This window comes from Butyrivibrio sp. XB500-5 (assembly GCF_003625505.1).
Lineage (GTDB): Bacteria > Bacillota > Clostridia > Lachnospirales > Lachnospiraceae > Butyrivibrio.
Genome location: NZ_RAIS01000003.1, coordinates 202119 through 226464 on the forward strand (window position 1 = coordinate 202119; position 24346 = coordinate 226464).

A 24346-nucleotide genomic window follows, 5' to 3' on the forward strand; every position below is an offset into this window, starting at 1 on the left:
TGATTTTTAAAAGACAAAAGGCTTGAACAATTAAAAAGAGAAAAGAGGAAGTAAATGTTTAGTTCAATTACTTCGGGAGCCGTTAGGGGGATTGACTCTTACATTATGAAGGTTGAGGTCGATGTGTCGGATGGGCTGCCCGGATTCAATATGGTTGGCTTTATGAGCGGTGATGTGAAGGAGGCCGGCGCCAGAGTTAAGGTTGCGCTTAAGAACGTGGGATACAAGGTTCCTGTTGCTAAGATTACGGTCAACCTTTCACCTGCGGTTATAAGAAAAGAAGGAATTGTTGTGGACCTGCCTATTGCGGTTGGTATTTTGACAGCGACGGGAGATATCAAAGAGGAAGCGGTAAAAGACATCCTATTTCTTGGCGAGATAGGTCTTGATGGTGACATTCGTCCGATAAAGGGAACGCTTCCCATAGTTACTAAGGCTAAGAGCAAGGGATACAAGACGATAATCCTGCCTAAGAAGAATGCCAAAGAGGGCGCGGTAGTGCCCGGTATGAAGATTGTGGGAATCAGTTCGCTTCAGGAAGTTATAGCATATCTGTCTGCGAACGAGAAGGAGCGCGACGAGCTTATTCCACCGACGAAGGTTGATATAAAGAGTCTTTTTACCGAAAAAGATATCTATGATGACAAGCTTGATTTCTCCGATATAAACGGGCAAGCAGGAGCCAAAAGAGCTGCCGAGATAGCCGCGGCGGGCTTCCATCATCTTTTGCTGGTGGGACCTCCGGGAACGGGAAAAAGCATGATAGCAAAGAGAATTCCTACTATTCTTCCGCCGTTGTCGGAAGATGAGAGCATGGAAGTTACAACAATTTATTCCGTTGCGGGAAGAATGCCCGATAACAAGGCGCTTATTACAAAAAGACCTTTCATGAGCACTCATCACATGGTGACGGAATCGGCGCTTGTAGGAGGTGGAGGACTTCCGAGGCCGGGGCTCATCTCGCTCGCGCACAGAGGAGTTCTTTTTCTTGATGAGATGCCTGAGTTTTCAAGGTCGCTTATTGATATGCTCAGGCAGCCCATGGAAGATAAGGTTGTAAATATAACAAGAAGCAAGGGGAATTATGCTTATCCCGCGGATTTCCAGCTTGTCGGCGCGATGAATCCCTGTCCGTGCGGATACTATCCCGACAGAAACAAGTGCATGTGTCTTCCGCATGAGATCAAGAGATATCTCTCACATATTTCGGGGCCGATATTAGACAGGATAGATATAGTCGTGGAGGTTCCTAAGGTGGATATCGCCGATCTTTCAAGCAAGGTCAAAAGAGCCGGTGAATCAAGCAAACAGATTCGTGAAAGAGTGATGAGAGCAAGAAAGATTCAGGAAGAGAGATTTGCGGGAACCGGGATTTCTTTTAACTCGCAGATGACTCCGAAGGAGATAGATAAATACTGTAAGCTGGGAACTGTTGAGCAAGCTTTCATGGAGCATACGTTTTGTACGATGGAGCTAAGTGCCAGGGCATATCATAAAATTCTTAAGCTTGCGAGGACGATCGCTGATCTTGACGGCTCCGAAAGAATAGAAAAGATACATCTGATGGAGGCTTTTAGCTATAGAATGTCCGACGGACAATATTGGAACAGCAGAGAGGAAAGTGAATGACAGGAAAATTAACTGAGAATGATTACGCGCTTTGGTTATTTAACATACGAGGAATAGGAAATAAATCAATAGATAAACTTCTTTGCGGAGACAGAACCTGCAAGGAAATATATGGCATGGATAAAAAAGAGCTTTCGATGTTTTTGAGTGAAAAGCAAGTTGATTCACTTATAAAATCAAGAAATGTCTGGGATTTTGAAAAAGAAAGAAGAAAGCTTGAAAATAAAGGGATTAAATTTATTTCAAGAATAGATGATGAGTATCCCGAGAAACTAAAGAATATCGAAGACCCGCCGTTTGCGTTGTACGTGAAGGGAAGATTGCCCAATCCGGATAAGCCGGCTGTAGCCATTATCGGAGCCAGAATGTGCTCTGAGTACGGAAGGTATATGGCAAGGCAGATCGGAAGAGGACTTGCTTTTGCGGGAGTTCAGGTCATAAGCGGAATGGCAAGAGGAGTTGATGGGATCAGCCAAAAGGCGGCACTTCAGGCCGGAGGTGCATCCTATGCGATCGTCGGAAGCGGCGTGGATGTTTGCTATCCCGATGACAACAGAGATGTGTATGAGGAACTGTGCCTTAGCGGAGGAGTGATATCGGAGTATCCGCCGGGAACTGAGCCCAAAGCCAACTTTTTTCCTATGAGAAACAGGATAATCAGCGCGCTATCTGATGTCGTTGTAGTCGTCGAAGCAAGACGTAAATCCGGAACGCAGATTACGGTGGATACTGCACTTGAACAGGGGAAAGAGGTTTTGGCATGCCCGGGAAGGCTGACAGACAGACTTAGCGATGGCTGCAATTACCTGATAAGTCAGGGCGCCGGTGTGGTTATTGATGTAAATGATGTCATCGACAGGCTCTGGCATGTCAGGAACCGTGCGGCGTCGCAAAACAGAGCGCTTCAGATGCCTGCTGTGGCTACTCAAACCGGATCGAAATCCATATCCTCCGGGGACGCAATGTGGGAAGATGACAATGAAAACGAGGCGTTAACAACGTTCCCCGGATCTGTTTCGGAGCATGTAGATCCCGAAGAAACCCTTGAAACCGCGATTCTTGAAAGTGTTGACGTAATTCCGATTTCTTCTTCCGGCATTATGGAGAAGATTTCTGAGAGAGGAATCGAGATTTCCGTTCCGGAACTCATGAAGAAACTTTTTGACATGAGCAATATGGGAAAGATAGCACAAAATGGGGTTTATTTCTTAAAACGTGAGTTTTGAGCGGGAAATAGGGAAACGTTACCGGTAACGATACCGAAAATCAAAAAAGTCAATATGCATTTTATATAAATTGACAAAGAAATAATCATAGAATGTGCTTTATTGACAAAAAACCGTCTGGGTCATAAGCTAATTTTAGAGCAACCGTTTGCGCAATAACGTGCGAGCGGAATGTCAACTATGGAGGGTTTAAAATGAAAAAGAGATTGGTTTCAGTTTTGATGGCTGCTACAGTCTTAGCTACATTGTTTACCGGATGCGGTGGCAAGAAGAGCGACTTTGGTAGTGGTGAGGTTAAAATCTGGGTTGCTGATGCGGTTGTTGATTTCACAAATGCACAGATCGATGAATTTAAGAAAGCACATCCCGAATTTGACGGATATACATTCAATGTTGAAGCTACAGGTGAAGGCGATGCAGCCGGCAATATGATCACAGACGTTAAGGCAGGTGCCGATATCTATGTATTTGCTCAGGACCAGATCGCAAGACTTGTTTCAGCAGGAGCACTTGAGGAAGTTGAGCCTGAGAATGCCAAGAAGGTTAAGGCTGAGAACGACGCCGGTGCCGTTGCGGCAGCTACAGTTGGTGAGAAGCTCTATGCTTATCCCATCACTTCCGATAACGGATATTTCCTTTATTATGACAAGAGCGTTGTAAAGGATCCTTCAACACTTGAAGGTATCATTGCTGATTGTGAGGCAGCAGGAAAGAACTTCTACTTTGAAGCTAATTCCGGTTGGTATCAGACAGCATTCTTCTTCGGAGCAGGCGCTCAGCTCTCATATGAGACTGACGATGCCGGTAACTTTACAAAGTGCAATGCTTCTTATGCATCACCTGAAGGTGTTGTAGCTCTTAAGGAGATCATCGAGGTTACATCTTCAAAGGCTTTCAAGAACGGTTCAGCTATCAGCAATGCAACAGACGTTGGTGCTATCGTAGACGGAACATGGGATGCCGAGGCTGTTAAGGAAGTATTCGGTGACAACTACGCATGTTCTAAGCTTCCTTCATTCGAGGGAGCAGACGGCAAGACATATCAGATGAGCGGATTCGGTGGATTCAAGCTTCTTGGTGTTAAGCCTCAGGAAGATGAGAACAAGCTCGCTGTATGTGATGCACTTGCAGAGTTCCTTTCAAGCGAAGAAGTTCAGCTTGCAAGATACGAAGCAGTTAACTGGGGACCTTCAAACCTCAAAGCTCAGCAGTCTGACGTTGTTAAAGCCGATGTAGCTCTTTCAGCACTTGCAGATCAGCTTCAGTACACAATCCCTCAGGGACAGTATCCCGGAGAGTACTGGGATCTTGCCAAGTCACTCGGAGATTCTGTTATCGCAGGAGAGATCTCAGCAGCATCAAGTGATGACGATCTCAACAAGGCTCTTTCAGATTTCCAGACAACATGTGAGAGTTACGCTAAATAATTAAACGGATAAAAAGACTATGTGGGCTCGGATTCGTAATGTTTCCGAGCCTATATAATAATTAAGAGCAATTAAAAGAAAAGGAGCTGAATATGGCACGGGGTACCAAGGAAAAGAAAAAGAACGCGCTTCTTTCAGGGTTAAGGGAGATAGGAACTACTTTTAAAGAAGGGGATATAAAGACCAGATTGTCATACTTTATATTTGGTCTGGGTCCGATCCTCAGAGGGCAGATCCTCATAGGGGTGACGCTTTTGTTATGCGAGATTGCTTTTGTCGTATACATGGCAGGCTTTGGATGGGGATATATTTCCAAGATAAATACTCTCGGAACAACTCTGACACAGAAAGTAGGAAGAAAGACCGTATACGGAGACAACAGTTTCCTGATCCTACTGTTCGGTGTCCTTAGCGTGTTTGCGGTTATGGCGCTGATAGCTATCTGGTATCTGAATGTAAAAGAGAATCGCAAAGAGGAGCTTTTGCTAAAAGAAGGAAAGACTCTTCCTACGAATAAAGCCGTCTTCATGTCTCTTTTTGATGAGAATTTCCATAAGACACTTCTCGCCATTCCGGTGACGGGAATTTTTGTGTTTACGGTGCTTCCCATAGCATTTATGATCCTCGTCGCATTTACCAACTACGACAAGAATCACCAGTCACCGTCCAATCTTTTTACCTGGGTAGGACTGGATAACTTTAAGAATATCTTATCATTCGGAAGTCAGGGAATGGGCTATACTTTCGTAAGAGTTTTGGCATGGACACTTGTGTGGGCATTTCTTGCTACGTTCGTTGACTATTTCCTAGGACTTGGGGTTGCAATGCTCATCAACAAAAAAGGCATTAAATTCAAAAAACTGTGGAGAACGATCCTCGTACTTACGATAGCCGTTCCGCAGTTCGTATCTCTTTTGTATATCATGAGATTGTTTGCGCCCGACGGACTTATAAACGGATACCTCATAAAATGGGGTGTCATAAATAGTTACATCCCGTTCTGGGCAGATCCGATGCTTGCAAGGATAACTATCCTTGTAGTCAATATCTGGATCGGTATTCCTTACATGATGCTTATCACAACGGGTATTCTCATGAATATCCCCGAGGACCTCTATGAGAGCGCAAGGATAGACGGAGCCAGTGGATGGCAGATGTTTAAGAGCATCACGCTTCCGTACATGATGTTTGTAACAGGTCCTTATCTTCTTACCCAGTTTACGGGTAACCTAAATAACTTTAACGTAATCTATCTTCTCACTCAGGGAAGACCGCAGTCCATGAGCCTTAAGGGCAATGCGGGAAATACGGATCTTCTTGTTACATGGCTTTATAAGATGACCGTAAACGAGACCAATTACAAGATGGCAGCCGTAATCGGTATCATGGTATTTATCGTTACCGCCGTTGTTATGTTATCTGTTTACAACAGGCTTCCGTCTGTACGTGATGAGGAGGGATTCCAATAATGAAAAAGAAAAGAGCGATCGAAAATGCAGTGACCTATGTGGTCCTTATACTTATAAGTATTATCTGGCTGTTCCCGTTTGTGGGACTTGTGCTTCAGAGCTTTAGAAGCTATGCCACGGAATACGGCGGAATGGTTAATTATCTTGTGCCTAAGTCATTTTCGCTTGATAACTATAAATTCCTGTTTTCGGGAGAGACCAATTATGTAAGATGGTATGCCAATACGCTTATTATCGCGTTTTTTGTAACACTGTTCCAGACTATCATCATTCTCTGTGTAAGCTATGCGCTTTCAAGAATGAGATTTACGGGACGTACATTCCTTATGAGATTCTGGCTTATACTTGGAATGTTCCCGGGATTCCTTACAATGATCTGTCTGTACTTCCTGTTAAAGCAGTTTGGACTTACTCAGGGAGGCGCGGTTCCGGGACTTATCCTTGTTACGGTAGCAAGTAGCGGAATGCAGTATTATGTCTGCAAAGGCTTTTTTGATACTATTCCCAAGGCTCTTGATGAAGCTGCAAGGATTGACGGAGCGTCAAGAGCAAGGATCTTCGTTTCCATGATCCTTCCTATAATCAAGCCCATCATTATCTACACCGCATTGGTAGCATTTATGGCACCTTGGTGTGACTACGTATTTGCTTCTTATGTAGCTTTCGGACATGATCCCAGCTACAACGTAGCGGTTGCGATGACAAGATGGGTATGGACCAATGACTACCAGGGTTATTTCACAAGATTCTGCGCCGGTGGCGTGCTTATATCCATTCCCGTTACTTTACTGTTCATGTTCCTTCAGAAGTACTATGTTGAAGGTGTTACTGGCGGTGCCGTTAAAGGTTGATAGAGCCTTGGGCACTTGCTTCGTCCCCCACGAGGTAATGATATGTCCGGTAAAAAGATCACGATATCAGATATCGCCAATGCCCTTGGAATCTCAAAGACAACGGTCTCAAGAGCTATCTCCGGAAAAGGAAGGATAGGCTCGGGTACCAAGGATAAGGTGATGGATTATGTGGAAAAAAATAACTACGAGCCCAATATGATGGCAAAGGCGCTTGCCAATCAGAAGTATTCAGGTAATCAAAGGACTTATAATCTGGCGGTTGTCTGGCCTGATGACTACAGCGCCATGGAAATCCCGTTTTTCCAAAAGCTCATCGTAGGTATCGCAGAGATCGCAGCCAATTACGGCTATGACATCATGCTCACGATGGCAGCGGAAGACAATATCACCGGTCTAAAGAGAATAGTCGAAAACCATAAGGTTGACGGAGCTATCCTCACAAGAACGCTTGTTGACGATGTTCCTGCGGTTTACTTAAAGGAGCGCGGCGTTCCGTTTGTGGTTGTCGGAAGCACGGATTATCAGGACATACTATGGATAGACAATGATAACTATGATGCGTGTGTGGAGCTTGTCGAATATCTTTTGGGAAAAGGCCTGACAAGGCTTGCTCTCATAGGAGGCTCCAAGAACCATATAATCACAAGGACAAGGTTTAAGGCATTCCGCGATGCGCATGAGAAGATCGGACTTAAGATCGACGAGGGAATAGTCTATCTTGATATCGAGAACACGCAAAAGCTTGATGATGCGATAAAAGACATCTTTAAGAAGGATGTCGAAGGCATTGTCTGTATGGATGACGGATTTGTCGGAGAAGTGCTGGCAAAGTGCTCGGAAGCGGGCGTTCGGATCCCTGAAGATATCAAGGTCGCATCTTTTTATGACAGTACCTTTTTGGAAAATTCAATACCTTCTGTCACATCACTTCGCTTTAACGACAGAAACCTGGGAGCTGTCACGGCGTCAGCTCTTATAAGGAGCATAGAAGGTGAGACGGTTTCAAGCCAGAGACTTAAGAACCACGAGATCATGCTTCGAAAGAGCACAGAGTGCTGATCTTTTCGTAAACTTTTTTGATGAATTTGATGAGGTTATTTTATGCATATAGATAAAGACTCCAAGATTTCTTTTGACCCCGTAAGCCTTCTGGTGGACGGAAAGCGCTGGTACCCCATGATGGGCGAGATGCATTTTTCAAGATGCCCCAAAAAGTATTGGGAGCAGGAACTCCTTAAGATGAAGGCCGGCGGGATAGATATAATTTCGCTTTATGTTATCTGGATACACCATGAGGAGATCCAAGGAAAATTTGATTTTACGGGCGACAGGGATCTGAGAGAGTTCCTTGAGACCGTTAAGAAATGCGGCCTTTACAACGTACTTAGGATAGGTCCGTGGGCACACGGCGAAGCCAGAAACGGAGGATTCCCCGACTGGCTTTTAAAGGACGGAGAAGAAAACGGCTATGAAGTGAGGACCGACGATCCCAAGTATCTTGCGCATGTAAGGACTTTCTATGAAAAGACCTTTGAGCAGGTGAAAGGTCTTTTTATCAAGGACAACGGTCCTATAATAGGCATCCAGATTGAAAACGAATACGGACACTGCGGCGGAAAGACCGGAGAAGAAGGCGAGCAGCACATGAAGACTCTTAAGGCTATGGCCTTGGAGATCGGCTTTGATGCGCCTTTATATACGGCAACCGGCTGGGGCGGAGCTGTTACGGGCGGAATGGTCCCTGTTATGGGCGGATACTGCGAGGCTCCGTGGGATCAAAGACTCACTGAGATAGAGCCAAGCGGCAACTATATTTTCACGAGAGAGAGGAACGATCACAACATCGGTTCCGACTACGGACTCGGCGTCGGTATCACATTTGATCAGGATAAATTCCCGTTCCTTACGGCTGAGCTCGGCGGAGGACTTCAGGTGACGCATCACAGAAGACCTATCGCGACAGGGCTTGATACTGCTGCAATGACAATGACCAAGATAGGCTGTGGCGCCAATCTCCTTGGATATTATATGTATCACGGCGGAACCAATCCGAAGGGAAAGCTTACGACTCTTCAGGAGACGAGAGAATCAGGATACCCCAATGATCTTCCCGCATATTCCTATGACTTCAATGCTCCCCTTAGAGAGTACGGTCAGATGGAGGATACCTACAGAGAAGTCAGGATGATCGCAAGCTTTATACATGATTTCGGCGATGATCTCTGCGACATGCCTTATACGGAGCAGCCGGGCAATCCTCTTAAGCCCACAAATCTAACGGATCTTCGTACTTCCGTAAGATACAAGCAAAGAAAAGATTCCAAGGGAAATGCGTATAACAGCGGATATCTTTTTGTAAATAATTATCAGAGACGCTATAAGATGGCGCTCCATAAGGATATAGCGCCGACGGCGTACAAAGAGGACGGAAGCGAGCTTGCTTCTTTTGCCAAAAGAGATATCGCAGACGGTGATTTTTTCTTTTACCCGTTTGGTATGCCTATAGGCGATAGTGCGCTCATTACGATAGATGCCACTCCCATGTGCATAATAAACGATGTCGACGGCAAAGGACATAAAGCATATGTCTTCTACACCGATACTGACAGAGAAGTTTCTTTTGACATTGAAGGAGATGCCAAAGGAAATAAGATCATTGTTCTTACAAGAGGCGAAGCACTTGCATCGTCCAAAGTTGTTATAGGTAAAAAAGAGCACCTTGTGATCTCGGAGGGTATGCCCGTTACCGGAAATGACGGCAAAGTGCAGCTTTATTTTGATGTGGCAAAAGGCGAAAACAAAAAGCCTTCGTTTAGAGTATATCCCGAGCTTAAAAAGGAGCCCGCTAATTTTACATGCAGCAAAAAAGGCGATGCCGGCAGTACATTTACGGACGGTGATGCATTTGCGATATATGAGTGCAAGGAATCGTTTGGAAATGACGCAGAAGCTTCTTTTGAGTTCGAAAACGGAAAAGGCATAATAAAGATCAGCGGTAAAATGCCGCATATGAACGAACTTTTCATGCACATAGCTTATGCGGGAGACAGCGCGGTCATCAAGAAAGACGGCGAGATAATAGCCGATAATTTCTACACCGGACAAAAGTGGGAAGTTGGGCTCGACAGATTCATGGGCGCCAACGGCTGCGCAGCATTTGAGATCGATATTAAGCCCCTTAACAAGGACGACAAGATCTATCTGCAAGATTGGCCCAAGATGAATGCAAAAGGCGACTTTGCAAATAGGCTTGAAAGTATAGATTTATTTGCTCAATATCGTATCAATATTGACTAAAAAGAAGTATAATATTGGTAACGTATTTTAGTGACGGAATGCTTTTAGTGTCGAGGACCAAGCATGCATTATAACTATTACTTTGATATATGCGCCTTGTGTACTTTAGCAACGATCGCAATTACCTCTCTGTCCAGACGGCGAGTACCCGCTTACAGACAGAGGGCTTACTCGTTGCTTTTTTTTGCTGTCTTGGCTTCTACGCTTTCCGAATGTATAGAATCGACGCTTCAGATTCACCCATTCGATGCCCCATGGTACAATCCGCTTGAGATGGTATGCGGATCCGTATATTTCATTGCACATTTGGGGTCGGGTATCTGTTATCTTTTGTATATCATGTCAGTCCTTGATATTTTCTTTGATATGAGGACGTTAAAAGGCTTTTTCGGACTTTATTTCGGGTTCATGCTCGGAATACTTCTTGTTGTCATTAACTGGTTTCATCCTATTCTTTTCCATTACACCAAAGAGGGTCTGTATCAAAGAGACAACCTTATCATAATGTTCTATCTCATTGCGTTTTATTACATGGGTGTTGGTATCCTGCTGGTACTCAAATATGACAAGCTCATGAGATTAAAGACCAAGGTGATAGTTCTTGCCTACGTCGGACTTTCTCTTTTCGGAGTCTTTTTCCAATACTTTAATCCCGACATTCTTATCGAGAATTTCTATAGCGCGATCAGTGTTGCGCTTGTATTCATAACGCTTCAAAATCCCGGAGAGCTTGTTGATGAGAATCTTAATATTCTCAACAGGAAAGCCTTTTTTGAGGGAATAGATCTTAAGATAAAAAGAAATATCCCGTATTATACGGTTTTTGTTTCGATCGACAACGTTAGAGCGCTCAGCTCGGAGATCGGATATTCGCAGGCTCAGGCGGTGCTTAAAAAGATTGCCGATTACCTTAAACGTGCCGGAAGAAAAGAGCTTAGGATCACAACTTACACCTACAGATATTCCGATTATGTCTTTGCGATAATGGTTCACAGTGACAACGTTAAAAATGCGAAGGCACTTGCAGAGAAACTTGCACAGAGAACAAAGAAGTCATTTGATGTATCCGGAATGACCATTAAGATCGACGGACACTGCTTTGTAATGAATTATCCGGATCACTACAAGAGCGCTGCGGAGCTCATGGCCAAGGTTGATATGATCACGGAAGAGATAGAGGAGCTTAATGACATTGTGGTCGATGTGGATTCTTTGAATCACGGTGAAAAGATGCTTCTCAGAGACTATGATTATATGGCGAGAGAGAACCTTGATGCGAAGAAAGCAGTGGTCAAGTTCCAGCCTCTTATGTCCAAGATATATAAGATCAACTACAACGCCGATGCGATCTGTTTTTTATATGACAAAGACGGAAAAGAGATTGATGTAAGAAGCCACATTCCCGATATAGGCACGACACAGACGATAATGGATACCGATGAGTACGTACTTCGCATGGCGGCGAGATCGCTTGCATTCTGGAACGGCGGAGACAAGAACGGAAAATACAGAGCGATCGTCGGAATGTGTCAGGGTGAGATATCAAGAAACGACTTTGTAAGAAGAGTTAAGAGAATTCTCAGAGAAGAAAAGGCTGAGCCGTCATGGATAAGTCTTAAATTGTCAGAGACCTGCCTTACCACGATGAATACCATCGCGGAAAGAAATATCAGAATGCTCGGAGACCTTAAGGTCTCGATAATAGTCGACAGATTCGGAAGCGGATACGGTAATCTTTCGAGAATAATCTCGCTTCCCATATTGCAGGTAAATATTTCGCCTGAAGTTATCAGAAACGCGATCGGCTCAGAGCAGATGTATAAGCTTGCACAGGGCATCGTCAATCTTTTCCATGATATCAGCATCTTTGTATGCGCCTCGGATATTAGATCCAAGGAGGAAAAAGAGATGGCGGAGCGCCTCGGGTGCGATTTCCTTATCGGAGATTATCTGGGCGAGCCCATGAGCGACAGCTCTTATGTGAGATTTATCGATGATTATTTTGAAAAGGGATGACCATGGAAGAACTGCTAAGACCACATGATTTTAAAATATGTCTTAATATGGCCGCCATTGTGCTTGGCGTGATAACACTCATCATCCATTCATCGGAAGAGGATTATTACGGCAGACAAAGGCGTATATTTGGTATGCTCATCTTTTATGTGCTCTTTGCAAATATCGTCGGCGGACTTCATAACCTTTGGATTGCTTCGGATTGGGCCAAGACACTTATAAGCTACAATTTCAACTGCTTCCTTGCAGTACTTGAGAAGGCGTTCATGTATCTGATATCGCTTGTTTCCATGTGCTATCTAATGACGCTCTTTAGAATAGAGGTTGATAAATGGTGGAAGGCCGTGATAATTTTTATTCCTTCAACCTGCTCTATCATCTCAACTTTTTCTGCGCTGTTTACCAGAAATGTCTTTTACTTTGATGCAAAAGGAGATATGCATTTTACAAGCTATTTCTCCGGCGCCGTTAATATTTCCACTGCTATTTATCTTGCTTTTGCGGCGTATCTGATCTACAGATTCTATAAGACTGTCAGCAGCGAGAAAGCTATAGTTCTTATTACCTATTATGCAATGATGGCAGCCGGAATTCCGCTTAAGATATTTTTCTGTTCTTATGCGGCGTTTGAGTTTAGTACATCGCTTGCGCTTTTGCTGTGCGTTTATACTTTCCAAAATCCAAGTGAATTTATTGAAAGAACTTCCGGAACGGGAACAAGAAACGCGCTTAATTTCGCGGTTTATACCAATCTTTTACAGAAGAAAAGATTTACCGTTTTCGGAATCAATATAGACAGACTTCCCGAGATAATAGGAAGTGAATCCGTTGAGGCGTCTTCCAATCTGCTGGGACAGATGGCGACATATCTTAAGAGAATATATCCCGATGCTTCGCTCTTTTACCCGGAAGAAGGAATGTTCATCCTGCTTCTTGAAGATATCAATCCAGAAGATGAAGTGATAGCGGGACTTGCGGAGCAGATAAGAAGAAGGTTTAAAGACCCGTGGTCACTTAAGGATGATGATATAAGATTTACGGAAAGTCCTTTTGCCATCGGCTTCCCCGATGAAGTCGGTGACATGGAGAAGTATACGGAAGTAAGAGATGAGATGAAAAAGATGCTGATACGCCAGAACAGAGAAGTTCTTCGCGTATCGGATCTTAATCTTAAGTACGCAGAGCATGACAAAAAGATTGACGGTATAGTAAGAAGAGCCGTTGAAAACGGACTTTTGGAAGTTTATTATCAGCCGATTTATTCACCGCTTACAGGTAAGTTCGATACCTGCGAAGCGCTTGTAAGACTGCGCGATCATCAATTCGGATTCATTTCTCCCGCCATATTTATTCCGATCGCGGAGAGAAACGGAACGGTCCTCGGAATAGACAGATTCGTACTAAGCTCGGTCTGCGAAATGCTTGCTGCGACCAATGTACTTGACCTTGGTATTAAGTACGTCGAGGTTAATCTCTCGGTCGTTGACTGCATTCAGACCAACCTTGCGGACAGTGTACTCAGTACTTTGAAGAAATATCGCATAGGCACCGATAAGATCAACTTTGAGATTACTGAGACCTGGGAAAAAGAGATCACGTCTGCAGTAGACGACAATGTCAAGAAACTTACGAAAGCCGGAATAGCTTTTTCCATGGATGATTTCGGAAGCGGATACTCCAATGTTTCAAGAATAGCGACTGTGCCCGTTAATCTCTTTAAACTTGATAAGAGCATTGTTCAGGCGGCGTTTGAATCGGAAGTATCATATATGGTAATGCTGAATATGATAAAGCTGATCAAGTCACTCGGAAAAGAGATCGTGGCAGAAGGCGTGGAAACAGGCGAACAGGCCAAACAGCTAATAAGACTCGGCTGCGATCACATACAAGGATTCTTTTATGCAAGGCCCATGCCTGAAGCACAGTTTATCGAATTCTTGCAGGAGCATAATTTCTCATGATTAAAAACATTGCAAAGGTTTGTTTATAAGTGTAAAATTTATGCTTGATTATACGATAAGGAAGGTTAGAAATGGCACTTATTAAAAAACCGGTTACCGGAATGAAGGATATACTCCCTTCAGAAATGAAACTTAGAGATTATTGCATAGGTATCATCAAAAAGACTTATGCTGAATTTGGATTTACATCTATAGAGACTCCCTGCGTAGAGTCACTTGCCAACCTCAACAGTAAGCAGGGCGGCGAGAACGAGAAACTCATCTTCAAAGTAATGAAGCGCGGAGAGAAACTCAATCTTGCAGAGGCCAAGGAAGAAAACGATCTTACGGATTCAGGTCTTCGTTACGACCTTACTGTTCCGCTCGTTCGTTTTTATGCCAATCACGCCAATGAACTTCCCGCACCTTTCAAGGCGCTTCAGATGGGAAATGTTTGGAGAGCCGACAGACCTCAGAAGGGCAGATATCGTCAGTTCATGCAGTGCGATATAGATATTTTGGGAGAAGCAAGTAATCTTGCAGAGATCGAGCTTATCCTTGCAACTACAACCACACTCGGAAGACTCGGTTTTAAGGATTTCAAGATCCGTATCAACGACAGAAGAATCCTTAAGGCTATGGCTGCTTACAGCGGATTTACCGAGGACCGGTACGACGATGTTTTCATTATCTTGGATAAGATGGACAAGATCGGTCTTGAAGGCGTTGAGGAAGAGCTTAAGAAGTATCTTGGCGGCGGAGAGATTTCATCCGATGCCAAAGATGTCGAGAAGATCGAGAAATACACTGAGCTTTTTAAGATAATCGAAGGTAAGAGCGGTGTAGAAGCTATCGGCATTCTCGCCGATAAACTCGGAGACTTCTTTGAGGAAGACGTAAGAGAAGGTCTGAAAGAGATAATTAACAGCGTAGAAGGCACCAAGGCTGCGCAGTTTGAAATGGTATTCGATCCCACACTTGTGCGCGGAATGAGCTATTATACCGGAACTATATTTGAAGTATCAATGCCTCAGTACGGCGGAAGCTGCGGAGGTGGCGGAAGATACGACAAGATGGTAGGTAAGTTCCTCGGACAGGATACACCCGCATGCGGATTCTCGATCGGATTTGAGCGTATCATCATGATCATGATGGATGAAGGCTTCAAGATCCCCGGTGAGAGTTCCAAAGTTGCTTTCCTTATTGAGAAAGGAATCCGCGGAGAGAAGCTTCAGGAGATCATCTCCAAGGCACAGAAGGACAGAGCTGCAGGTAAGCAGGTTCTTGTTGTCAGAATGAATAAGAACAAGAAATTCCAGAAACAGCAGCTTACAGAGCAGGGATACGAAGAGTTTGAAGAGTTCTACAGCAATCCTATCGGATAAGGAGGATTCTATTTGAATATTCATGTTATCAGGGTCATCATACTGATCGTGCTGATTCTTTTATCTGCCTTTTTTTCATCGGCGGAGACAGCATTTATGACCGTGAACAGAGTCAAGATCAAAGCACTTCTTGACGAAGGCAATAAAAGAGCACAAAAGGTTCTCGATATATGTGAAGATACGCAGAAGATGCTTTCTGCCATTCTTATTGGCAATAACATTGTTAACTTAAGTGCTTCGGCGCTTATGACAGTGTTTGTGACAGATCTTTTCGGAAGCTTTGCCATAGGACTGGGAACGGGAATACTAACACTTATTGTTCTTATTTTAGGTGAGATCATTCCCAAGACGGTTGCCACCGCTTATGCGGAGAACATGGCACTTTGGTACGCCGGAAGCGTTATTTTTGTAATGGCCGTGATGAAGCCTTTTTCCTTTGTGATAAACGGCATAGCGACGGCGATACTTAAGCTCTTCAGAGTCGATACGACAAGCAGACAGTCCATGACCGAGAACGAGCTCAAGACTTACGTTGACGTAAGCCATGAGGACGGTGTCATTGAGAGCGGAGAGAAAGAGATCATCTACAACGTATTTGATTTCAGCGATGCTCTGGCAAAAGATATTATGATACCGAGAATTGATATGAGCTGCGTAAGCTCGGATGCCGATTACAGCGAGGTTATGAGAGCTTTTAAAGAGGATATGTACACCAGAATCCCCGTTTACGACGGAAGCGATCAGGACAATGTTATCGGACTTATAAATGTCAAAGATCTTCTTCTTATCAAGGATAAGGAGAATTTCAAGATAAAAGATCACCTCAGAAAAGCTTATTATACTTATGAGTATAAAAAGACTGCGGATCTTTTGATGGAGATGAGAGAAAAGACTCAGAACGTTGCTTTTGTATTGTCTGAGTATGGAACGACGGTCGGAATGATTACTCTTGAGGATCTTCTTGAAGAGATTGTAGGAGAAATCAGAGACGAGTACGATCTTGATGAAGCGGAGCTTATCAAGGATCTTGGCGGAAACAGATATCTTGTTGAAGGTAATATGAAGCTCACGGATATCAATGACGCACTCGGAACGGAGCTCTCATCGGAGGATTACGATTCCATCGGCGGACTTATGATCGAGAATCTCGACAGGCTTCCCAGATACGGTGAAACCGCCACTTTGGATAACGGAATTACTCTTACGGCGCGCGGAATCAAGAGGAATCGTATCACCAAAGTTCTTCTTGTAGTAAATAAGCCCAAGGAAGAAGAAACGCTTTAATAATTCAAAAATATATGGTATACTAGGACGACTAATAAACTCGAAAAACGATATTGTATGATACGTTTTCAAGTAGGAGGCATAAATATAATGAAGCACGTAAAGTCTTTGGTTACAAGAAATCTTAAAGAGTCTATGAAGAAGGGCGGATGCGGCGAGTGCCAGACATCATGCCAGTCAGCTTGCAAGACTTCCTGCACAGTAGGAAATCAGAGCTGCGAGCAGCTTAGCAAATAATTTGCAAAAGATTTATCGGGTAGACGTTTAACGGGCAGCGGCCTAGGTCGCTGCCCTATGTTTGCGCTTACCCTTTTCATGACTAGGAGATTTTATGATTCACGCATATAGGAACAACGGCTACAACATTGTTCTTGATGTAAACAGCGGATCGGTTCACGTTGTTGATGATGTAGTTTTTGATCTTGTTAAGGTCGTAGAGGAGAAGCTTAAGGGCAGATTCGGTACAGCGGAAGCGCCCGAGGATGAAACGGAAGTTTCTGCGGAGCTTAAGGATTCTCTTTTTACAGATATATTGAAGGATACGGATATTTCATCAAGATATTCCGAGGATGATATTAAGGAAGCCATCGAGGAACTCTTGGAGCTCCGAGCTTCCCAGGTTCTTTATACAGACGATGTATATGAGAATTATGTGGATGATTTCCAGAACAGAGAGACGGTAGTTAAGGCGCTTTGCCTTAATGTTGCACATGATTGTAATCTTAGATGCAAATACTGTTTTGCCGATGAGGGCGAATATCATGGCAGAAAAGCTCTCATGAGTGAAGAAGTGGGTAAGGCTGCACTTGATTTCCTTGTTAAGAATTCGGGAAGTCGCAGAAACCTTGAAGTAGACTTCTTCGGCGGTGAGCCTCTTCTTAACTGGGAAGTTGTCAAAAAGCTTGTTGAGTACGGAAGAAGCCTTGAGAAAGAACATAACAAGAACTTCCGCTTTACTATAACAACCAACGGTACACTTCTTAATGATGAGATACTCTCATACGTCAATAAAGAGATGGGCAATATAGTCCTTTCGATTGACGGAAGAAAAGAAGTTAACGATGCGATGCGTCCCAGGCGCGGCGGACAGGGCAGCTATGATGATATAGTTCCCAAGTACCAAAAGGTTGCGGAGAGCAGACACCAGCTCAGATACTTTGTAAGAGGAACCTTTACTCATAACAACCTCGATTTTTCCGAGGATGTTAAGCACCTTGTAGAGCTAGGCTTCAAGCAGATCTCGGTTGAGCCCGTTGTGGCTAAGCCTGAAGATTGGTATTCATTCAAGGATGAGGATATTCCGGTTATCTGTGATGAATATGATAAGCTTGCCAAGTATTATATTGAGAGACATAAGGAAGGAAAAGGCTTTAACTTCTTCCATTTCAATATAGATCTTGAGGGTGGCCCATGTGTTGCCAAGAGATTGTCGGGATGCGGATCGGGATGTGAATATCTCGGAGTTACTCCTTGGGGTGACCTTTATCCCTGCCATCAGTTTGTAGGTAACGAAGACTTCATCATGGGTAACGTATACGACGGTATCACAAGGAATGACATTCGCGATAAATTCAAGAAGAGCAATGTTTATTCAAGACCCGAGTGTGAAAAATGTTTTGCCAGATATTATTGCAGCGGCGGATGTGCTGCCAATGCATATAATTTCAACGGGGATATCAATGCAACATATAAGCACGGATGTGAGCTTCAGAGGAAGCGAATTGAGTGTGCGATTATGATAAAAGCGGCGTTGGCCGAATAATAGCAATTATTATATGGGAGGAATATTATAATGAAACGCTTAAAGTGGATTCCTGCGCTGATCATTATGTTAGCTCTTTTAGGGGGAATCGGTTATTCAGCAGTATTCGGACTCGGAGCAGATAAGTCAGGCTCATTGTCCAGTATCGATTTGGGACTCGATCTCGCAGGCGGCGTAAGTATCACGTACGAAGTAGACGGAGAAGAAAATCCGAGCAAAGAGGATATGGCAGATACTATCTACAAGCTCCAGCAGCGTGTAGATAATTACAGCACAGAGGCTCAGGTTTATCAGGAAGGTTCTAACAGAATCAACATCGAGATTCCCGGTGTGACAGATGCCAACACTATCCTTAAGGATCTCGGACAGCCCGGTAAGCTTTACTTCATTGCTCACCTTGATAAGGACGGCAATGAGAACTACACATATCATTCAGGTATTACAACCGACGAGGAAGGTAACATGACACTTGAAGAAGGTGTTATGCCCGGTTATCAGCTCAACAAGACAATTGAAGAGCTTGAGGCCGAAGGTTCTATCATCCTTAAGGGTGAAAATGTAGTAGTATCTGAGGTTAAGGCTCAGCAGGATCAGCACGGTGCATCAGAGCCCGTTGTTTCTCTTGAGTTTAACGAGGAAGGCAAGAAGGCATTTGCCGAGGCAACAACCAAGGCATTCAATAACAATAGAGATACTATCGGTATCTACTATGACGGAAGATTTATAAGCGTTCCCGCTGTTCAGGCTGCTCTTACAGACGGTAAGGCGATCATCACAGGTGAGAAGACATTTGAGGCAGCTCAGAATCTTGCTTCTATGATCCGTATCGGTGGACTTAAGCTTGAGCTTAAAGAGCTTCGTTCAAACGTAGTAGGTGCTCAGCTTGGATCTGAGGCTATCAATACATCACTTATTGCTGCAGCTGTAGGATTTGCGCTTATCGCAATCTTCATGATCGTATTCTTCAGAATACTTGGTCTTTCAGCTACACTTGCACTTGGATTCTACAGCGGACTTATTGTATTCTTACTTTCCGCATTTGATATAACACTTACACTTCCCGGTATTGCAGGTATCATCCTTTCAATCGGTATGGCGGTTGATGCCAACGTTCTTGTATTTGCAAGAATCAGAGAGGAGATTGCATCAGGTAAGGCTGTTGATGAAGCAAGAAAGAGCGGATATAACAAGGCGCTTTCTTCAATCCTTGACGGTAACATCACAACACTTATCGTAGCGATCGTTCTTAGAGCAGGCGGTACGGGACCTATCAAGGGATTTGCCGAGACTCTTATGCTTGGTATCATCCTTTCAATGTTCACAGCGCTTGTTGTAACAAGAGTTATTACCAATATCTTCTACGGTCTCGGACTTCAGAGCCCTGTTCTTTACGGCAAGGCTAAGCCCGTTAAGGTATTTGATTTCGTTGGAAAGAGAAAGCTCTTCTATGCGATCTCTTGCATCGTTATTGCTATCGGTATCGTATTCATGGCTGTTAACTCTTCACAGGGTAAGGGAGCATTTAACTACAGTCTTGATTTTGTAGGCGGTACATCAACAAATGTTACATTTGATAAAGAGTACACTGTTGCAGAGATTGAGAACGACATGATTCCTGCTATCAAAGAGGCAACAGGAGTTAAGGAAGTTCTTCATCAGAGAGTTTCCGGAACCAACCAGGTTATCTTCAAGAGCGCTACAATGGATATCGATCAGAGAAAAGCCGTTGAGAAGTTGTTTGAAGAGAAGTATGGTGTAAGTGCTGAGAACATCGCTGCTGAGACAATCAGCTCAACAATAAGCAGCGAGATGAGAGTAGATGCTGTTAAGTCACTTCTTATCGCACTTATCCTTATGCTTATCTATATCTGGTTCAGATTTAAGGATATCAAGTTCGGTGCAGCCGCTATCATAGCTCTTGCACACGATGCACTTATAGTTGTTGTTGCATATGCTATTTCAAGAATTTCCGTAGGTAACACATTCATCGCGGTTGTTCTTACCATCATCGGTTATTCGATCAACGATACTATCGTTACTTTCGACCGTATCCGTGAGAACTTGCACATTGCAACAGGTAAGAAGGAAATGGCTCAGCTTGTTAATAACAGCGTGTCACAGACTATCACACGAAGCTTGTTCACATCAGCTACAACCTTCTTCACAGTACTTGCGCTTTACATCTTTGGTGTAGCGGATATCAAGATGTTCGCTCTTCCTCTTATGGTAGGTGTAATCTGCGGTACATATTCATCAATCTTCATCGCTTCACCGATGTGGTTTGACCTTAAGACTAAGTTCAAGACATTCTTCGCTAAGAAGGATTGATAAGAATTATAATAAGCCGCCTGAGACTTGAAAAGTTTCAGGCGGTTTTTTCATATCAAACAGTGTTATACTGTTCATAATGAATTAAGTTTGAACAGGGGTATATTTCATGGCGAAATGGATGATTGCCAATAAGAAAGCGGATTTCGACGGATTGGCACGTGAATTTAATATAAGTAACATTACAGCGAGACTTATCGCGAACAGACTGATAAATTCTAAGGCAACGGAAAGCATCGATTGCACTTCCGAGACGGTAAACAACTATCTTAACGCAGGACCTTCGTTCCTGCACGATCCAAGACTAATGGCGGATATGGAGAAGGGCGCACAGATCATCCTTGATAAGATTAGGGAAGGCGCCAAGATACGAGTTATCGGTGATTATGACGTCGACGGTATCTGTTCTTCATATATTCTTTTATCGGGACTTTTATTGTTTGGAGCAGATGCGGATTGTGTCCTTCCCGACAGGATCAAGGACGGATACGGACTCAGTGTCAAGCTTGTGGATGATGCTTTTGATGCGGGTGTTGACACGATAATCACTTGTGACAACGGAATTGCCGCTTCCGAGCAGATCGCACATGCCAAAGAAAAGGGAATGACCGTTGTTGTGACGGATCATCATGAAGTTCCGTTTGAAGAAAATGAAAGCGGCGAAAAGGATCAGCTTCTTCCGCCCGCGGATGCTGTTATAGATCCAAAGAGAGCCGAGGGAGAGTATCCGTTTAAGGAGATATGCGGAGCGGTAGTTGCTTATAAGTTCCTTCAGGTGCTTTCTGATATCAGTACTGATGAGAAAGTCACCGATGAGCAGAGAACGGACTTTTTTACCGAGATGATGATCTTTGCGGGAATAGCCACGGTCTGTGATGTTATGGAGCTTAAGGATGAGAACAGAGTTATAGTAAAGCAATCTCTTAAGCTTATTAAGGATACACATAATGCGGGACTTCAGGCTCTTATCAATGTAAACGGACTTGATGCTTCAAGTCTGTCGGGATATCACTACGGCTTTATCATAGGGCCCTGTCTTAACGCTACGGGCAGACTTGATCTTGCGAACAGAGCGCTTTCTCTTTTTATGGAAAAAGACAGAGCAAAGGCTGCAGTTATAGCAGGCGACCTTAAGAGCCTCAATGACAGCCGCAAGGACAAGACCAAGAACGGAGTGGACGAAGCGGTTTCTATTGTTCAGGAAGCTGCGGAGAAAAGCGGACTTCCAAAGGTTATAGTTCTATATATGCCCGACGTTCATGAATCTATTGCGGGAATTATTGCGGGGAGAATAAAAGAAAAGTACAACAGACCCACGATCATTCTGACCAAAGCTCTCGACGGAGGAGCCAAGGGCTCCGGAAGATCTGTTGAAAATTATGATATGTACGAGGGACTCTCTGCGTGCAAGGAACTCTTTACCAAGTTCGGAGGACACAAGATGGCGGCGGGGTTATCACTCCCCGTTGAGAATATAGATGTACTAAGAGAAAGGCTCAACGCAGATTGCAAGCTTGAAGATAAGGACTTCGAGCCGATACTTCATCTTGATATGGTGATGCCTTTAAACGCGGCAAGTATGGATCTTGTAAAGGAGTTTAAGAAGCTCGAACCGTTTGGAACGGGTAATCCCAAGCCTTCTTTTGCGCAGAAGGATGTGGCTTTATTATCGGGAAGAATACTCGGAAAGAACAAGAATTGCGGTAAGTACAGAGTTACGGACGGCAGCAAGATATATGACATGATGTATTTCGGGGATATGGAAAGATGGCACGATTTCCTAACTGAAAGATATGGACAGAGCATACTTGATGACTTGTATAATAATGGTAGAGAAGACGGTATGGTCAAGGTGAGCATAGCTTATCACCCCGATATCAATTCCTATATGGGAAGAGAGAGTCTGCAGATAATTATGGAGGATTTCACGTAAGGAGGCGCATGCTGGCGCGGGTTCCGGCCCTTGAAAAAGACTCCGGAAAAAGAAAAAACCCCATAAACCACAAAAACACACGCGAAGCGTGTGTCTGCGGTTTCTTATGAGGGGGAGATAGTAAGTAAATGAATTACTTACTTCTTGATTATTATAATACCGTAAAAATATGAACAAAATGTGAAAAATCTATAAAAATTAGAATTAATCTTTTTTAACTAAAATAAGTATTAAAATAATTGGTTAAATAGAATAATTTTAATAAAAAACACGGAGGCTTTATTATGAAATTAAGTGAATTGATAAGTGATATTAAGTCACAGGTCACTGAGGGTAATTCATCACAAACCCTTGATCCATCAGTGGTTGAGATTAAAAACGTTGTTAATGACAACAGAAAAATCGAAGAAGGTTCACTTTTTATTTGCATAAAGGGAGCCAATTTCGACGGACATTCATGTGCCAAAGAAGCTTATGAAAAAAAAGCAGCGGCGATCGTTGCAGAACATGATGTCGATCTTCCGGAAGATTGTAAGATGGCAGTAGTAAGAGTGGACGATACCAGATACGCAATGGCGTTCATTTCGGCGGCATATTTCGGACATCCCGCAGATAAGCTCACAACTATAGGTATCACGGGAACCAAAGGTAAGACTACAACAACTTATCTGATTAAGAGCATGCTTGAGAACGCCGGTCACAAGGTCGGTCTTATCGGAACGATCGAAGTAATCATAGGCGATGAGCACATTCATGCAGAGAATACGACACCTGAGTCCTATAATCTTCAGGAATATATGGATAGAATGGTTAAAGCGGGCTGTGACAGCGTGGTTATGGAAGTATCTTCACAGGGACTTATGCTTCACAGAAGCCAGGGCTTTATCTTTGATATAGGCATCTTTACTAATATCGAGCCCGATCATATCGGACCAAACGAGCACAAGGATTTTGAGGATTATCTTCACTGCAAGAGCCTTTTGTTCAAGCAGTGTAAGATGGGCATATTAAACGGCGACGATCCGCATGTTGAGGATATTTTGAAGGATCATACATGTGAGGCTATGACCTACGGATTTTCCGAGGGAGTTGATATCAGAGCGATCAACCTTGCTTATATCCATAAGCCCGGCGAACTCGGAGTATTTTTTGACACGGAAGGCATCATAAACATGCACGCCGAAGTCAGAACTCCCGGTAAGTTCAGTGTGTACAACGCTCTTTGTGCGATCGCGGTTGCCAAGCATCTTGGCTGCAACGATGAGCAGATCGCCAAGGCACTTAAAGAGGCCAAGGTTAAGGGCCGTATAGAGATGGTCAAGGTATCCGATGACTTCACTCTTATGATCGACTATGCGCACAATGCTATGGCGCTTAAGAGCCTTCTTTCAACGCTCAAGGATTATCATCCCAACAGACTTATCAGTGTCTTTGGCTGTGGCGGTAACAGAAGTAAGCTCCGTCGTTTCGAGATGGGTGAAGTAAGCGGTAAGTACGCTGACTTTACGATCATCACATCCGATAATCCGAGATTTGAGGAGCCTCTTGATATCATGAAGGACATTGAGACCGGAATGAACAAGACTGACGGTAAGTACATCATGATCGAGGACAGAAAAGAAGCGATTCGTTATGCGATAAACAACGGTGAACACGGAGATATCATCGTGCTTGCGGGTAAGGGGCATGAGGATTATCAGGAGATCAAGGGAGTTAAATATCCCATGGATGAAAGAGATCTCATTGCTGATATACTAAAAGAAAACAGTGATAAGTGATCGTGGGTTCGATCTCTT

At 43.7% G+C, this 24346-nt stretch carries 16 protein-coding genes; all 16 read left to right on the forward strand.

The features are described from left to right. The first annotated feature begins 54 nt into the window (after window positions 1-54). Window positions 55-1629: a YifB family Mg chelatase-like AAA ATPase gene (locus D6856_RS07380; protein ID WP_120686369.1), complete on the forward strand. Its 1575-nt coding sequence runs from the start codon at window positions 55-57 to the stop codon at window positions 1627-1629. Then, window positions 1626-2855, forward strand: coding sequence for a DNA-processing protein DprA (gene dprA / locus D6856_RS07385; RefSeq protein ID WP_120686370.1), 1230 nt, complete (start codon window positions 1626-1628; stop codon window positions 2853-2855). Before D6856_RS07380 ends, dprA begins: the two co-directional genes overlap by 4 nt. Window positions 2856-3049: 194 nt before the next feature. After that, a complete protein-coding gene (locus D6856_RS07390; RefSeq protein WP_120686371.1) occupies window positions 3050-4282 on the forward strand; it encodes an extracellular solute-binding protein in 1233 nt (410 codons plus the stop codon). A gap of 92 nt (window positions 4283-4374) precedes the next feature. Beyond that, window positions 4375-5751, forward strand: a complete 1377-nt coding sequence (locus D6856_RS07395) for a carbohydrate ABC transporter permease (RefSeq protein ID WP_120686372.1) — start codon at window positions 4375-4377, stop codon at window positions 5749-5751. Beyond that, a complete protein-coding gene (locus tag D6856_RS07400; RefSeq protein ID WP_120686373.1) occupies window positions 5751-6602 on the forward strand; it encodes a sugar ABC transporter permease in 852 nt (283 codons plus the stop codon). Before D6856_RS07395 ends, D6856_RS07400 begins: the two co-directional genes overlap by 1 nt. A gap of 42 nt (window positions 6603-6644) precedes the next feature. Continuing rightward, window positions 6645-7664: a LacI family DNA-binding transcriptional regulator gene (locus D6856_RS07405; RefSeq protein WP_120686374.1), complete on the forward strand. Its 1020-nt coding sequence runs from the start codon at window positions 6645-6647 to the stop codon at window positions 7662-7664. A gap of 42 nt (window positions 7665-7706) precedes the next feature. Further along, the gene (locus D6856_RS07410; protein WP_120686375.1) at window positions 7707-9902 is read left to right on the forward strand and encodes a beta-galactosidase; all 2196 of its coding nucleotides are present in this window, start codon (window positions 7707-7709) and stop codon (window positions 9900-9902) included. A 174-nt stretch (window positions 9903-10076) separates the two neighbouring features. After that, window positions 10077-11918: an EAL domain-containing protein gene (locus D6856_RS07415; protein WP_158588860.1), complete on the forward strand. Its 1842-nt coding sequence runs from the start codon at window positions 10077-10079 to the stop codon at window positions 11916-11918. Between the two features lie 2 nt (window positions 11919-11920). Next, entirely contained in the window at window positions 11921-13879 is a 1959-nt protein-coding gene (locus D6856_RS07420) for an EAL domain-containing protein (RefSeq protein WP_158588861.1), read from the forward strand. A gap of 71 nt (window positions 13880-13950) precedes the next feature. After that, on the forward strand, window positions 13951-15243 hold the full coding sequence (gene hisS / locus D6856_RS07425) for a histidine--tRNA ligase (protein WP_120686378.1): 1293 nt from the start codon (window positions 13951-13953) through the stop codon (window positions 15241-15243). A 12-nt stretch (window positions 15244-15255) separates the two neighbouring features. After that, on the forward strand, window positions 15256-16527 hold the full coding sequence (locus D6856_RS07430) for an HlyC/CorC family transporter (protein ID WP_092241876.1): 1272 nt from the start codon (window positions 15256-15258) through the stop codon (window positions 16525-16527). Window positions 16528-16617: 90 nt separating this feature from the next. Further along, entirely contained in the window at window positions 16618-16764 is a 147-nt protein-coding gene (gene scfA, locus D6856_RS07435) for a six-cysteine ranthipeptide SCIFF (protein WP_013281386.1), read from the forward strand. Between the two features lie 94 nt (window positions 16765-16858). Beyond that, on the forward strand, window positions 16859-18289 hold the full coding sequence (scfB, locus tag D6856_RS07440) for a thioether cross-link-forming SCIFF peptide maturase (protein ID WP_120686379.1): 1431 nt from the start codon (window positions 16859-16861) through the stop codon (window positions 18287-18289). Window positions 18290-18319: 30 nt separating this feature from the next. Next, on the forward strand, window positions 18320-20617 hold the full coding sequence (gene secD, locus D6856_RS07445) for a protein translocase subunit SecD (protein WP_092241883.1): 2298 nt from the start codon (window positions 18320-18322) through the stop codon (window positions 20615-20617). Between the two features lie 109 nt (window positions 20618-20726). Next, window positions 20727-22550: a single-stranded-DNA-specific exonuclease RecJ gene (gene recJ, locus D6856_RS07450; protein ID WP_120686380.1), complete on the forward strand. Its 1824-nt coding sequence runs from the start codon at window positions 20727-20729 to the stop codon at window positions 22548-22550. A gap of 284 nt (window positions 22551-22834) precedes the next feature. Beyond that, on the forward strand, window positions 22835-24328 hold the full coding sequence (locus D6856_RS07455) for a UDP-N-acetylmuramoyl-L-alanyl-D-glutamate--2,6-diaminopimelate ligase (protein WP_120686381.1): 1494 nt from the start codon (window positions 22835-22837) through the stop codon (window positions 24326-24328). The last annotated feature ends 18 nt before the right edge of the window (window positions 24329-24346 follow it).

Bases quoted from the DNA above. Each gene is read 5' to 3' on its own strand.
- D6856_RS07410 (WP_120686375.1), top strand. From the start codon at position 7,707: ATGCATATAGATAAAGACTCCAAGATTTCTTTTGACCCCGTAAGCCTT.
- D6856_RS07380 (WP_120686369.1), top strand. From the start codon at position 55: ATGTTTAGTTCAATTACTTCGGGAGCCGTTAGGGGGATTGACTCTTAC.
- D6856_RS07420 (WP_158588861.1), top strand. From the start codon at position 11,921: ATGGAAGAACTGCTAAGACCACATGATTTTAAAATATGTCTTAATATG.
- secD (WP_092241883.1), top strand. From the start codon at position 18,320: ATGAAACGCTTAAAGTGGATTCCTGCGCTGATCATTATGTTAGCTCTT.
- D6856_RS07390 (WP_120686371.1), top strand. From the start codon at position 3,050: ATGAAAAAGAGATTGGTTTCAGTTTTGATGGCTGCTACAGTCTTAGCT.
- scfB (WP_120686379.1), top strand. From the start codon at position 16,859: ATGATTCACGCATATAGGAACAACGGCTACAACATTGTTCTTGATGTA.
- D6856_RS07400 (WP_120686373.1), top strand. From the start codon at position 5,751: ATGAAAAAGAAAAGAGCGATCGAAAATGCAGTGACCTATGTGGTCCTT.
- hisS (WP_120686378.1), top strand. From the start codon at position 13,951: ATGGCACTTATTAAAAAACCGGTTACCGGAATGAAGGATATACTCCCT.
- D6856_RS07395 (WP_120686372.1), top strand. From the start codon at position 4,375: ATGGCACGGGGTACCAAGGAAAAGAAAAAGAACGCGCTTCTTTCAGGG.
- recJ (WP_120686380.1), top strand. From the start codon at position 20,727: ATGGCGAAATGGATGATTGCCAATAAGAAAGCGGATTTCGACGGATTG.
- D6856_RS07455 (WP_120686381.1), top strand. From the start codon at position 22,835: ATGAAATTAAGTGAATTGATAAGTGATATTAAGTCACAGGTCACTGAG.
- dprA (WP_120686370.1), top strand. From the start codon at position 1,626: ATGACAGGAAAATTAACTGAGAATGATTACGCGCTTTGGTTATTTAAC.
- D6856_RS07405 (WP_120686374.1), top strand. From the start codon at position 6,645: ATGTCCGGTAAAAAGATCACGATATCAGATATCGCCAATGCCCTTGGA.
- scfA (WP_013281386.1), top strand. From the start codon at position 16,618: ATGAAGCACGTAAAGTCTTTGGTTACAAGAAATCTTAAAGAGTCTATG.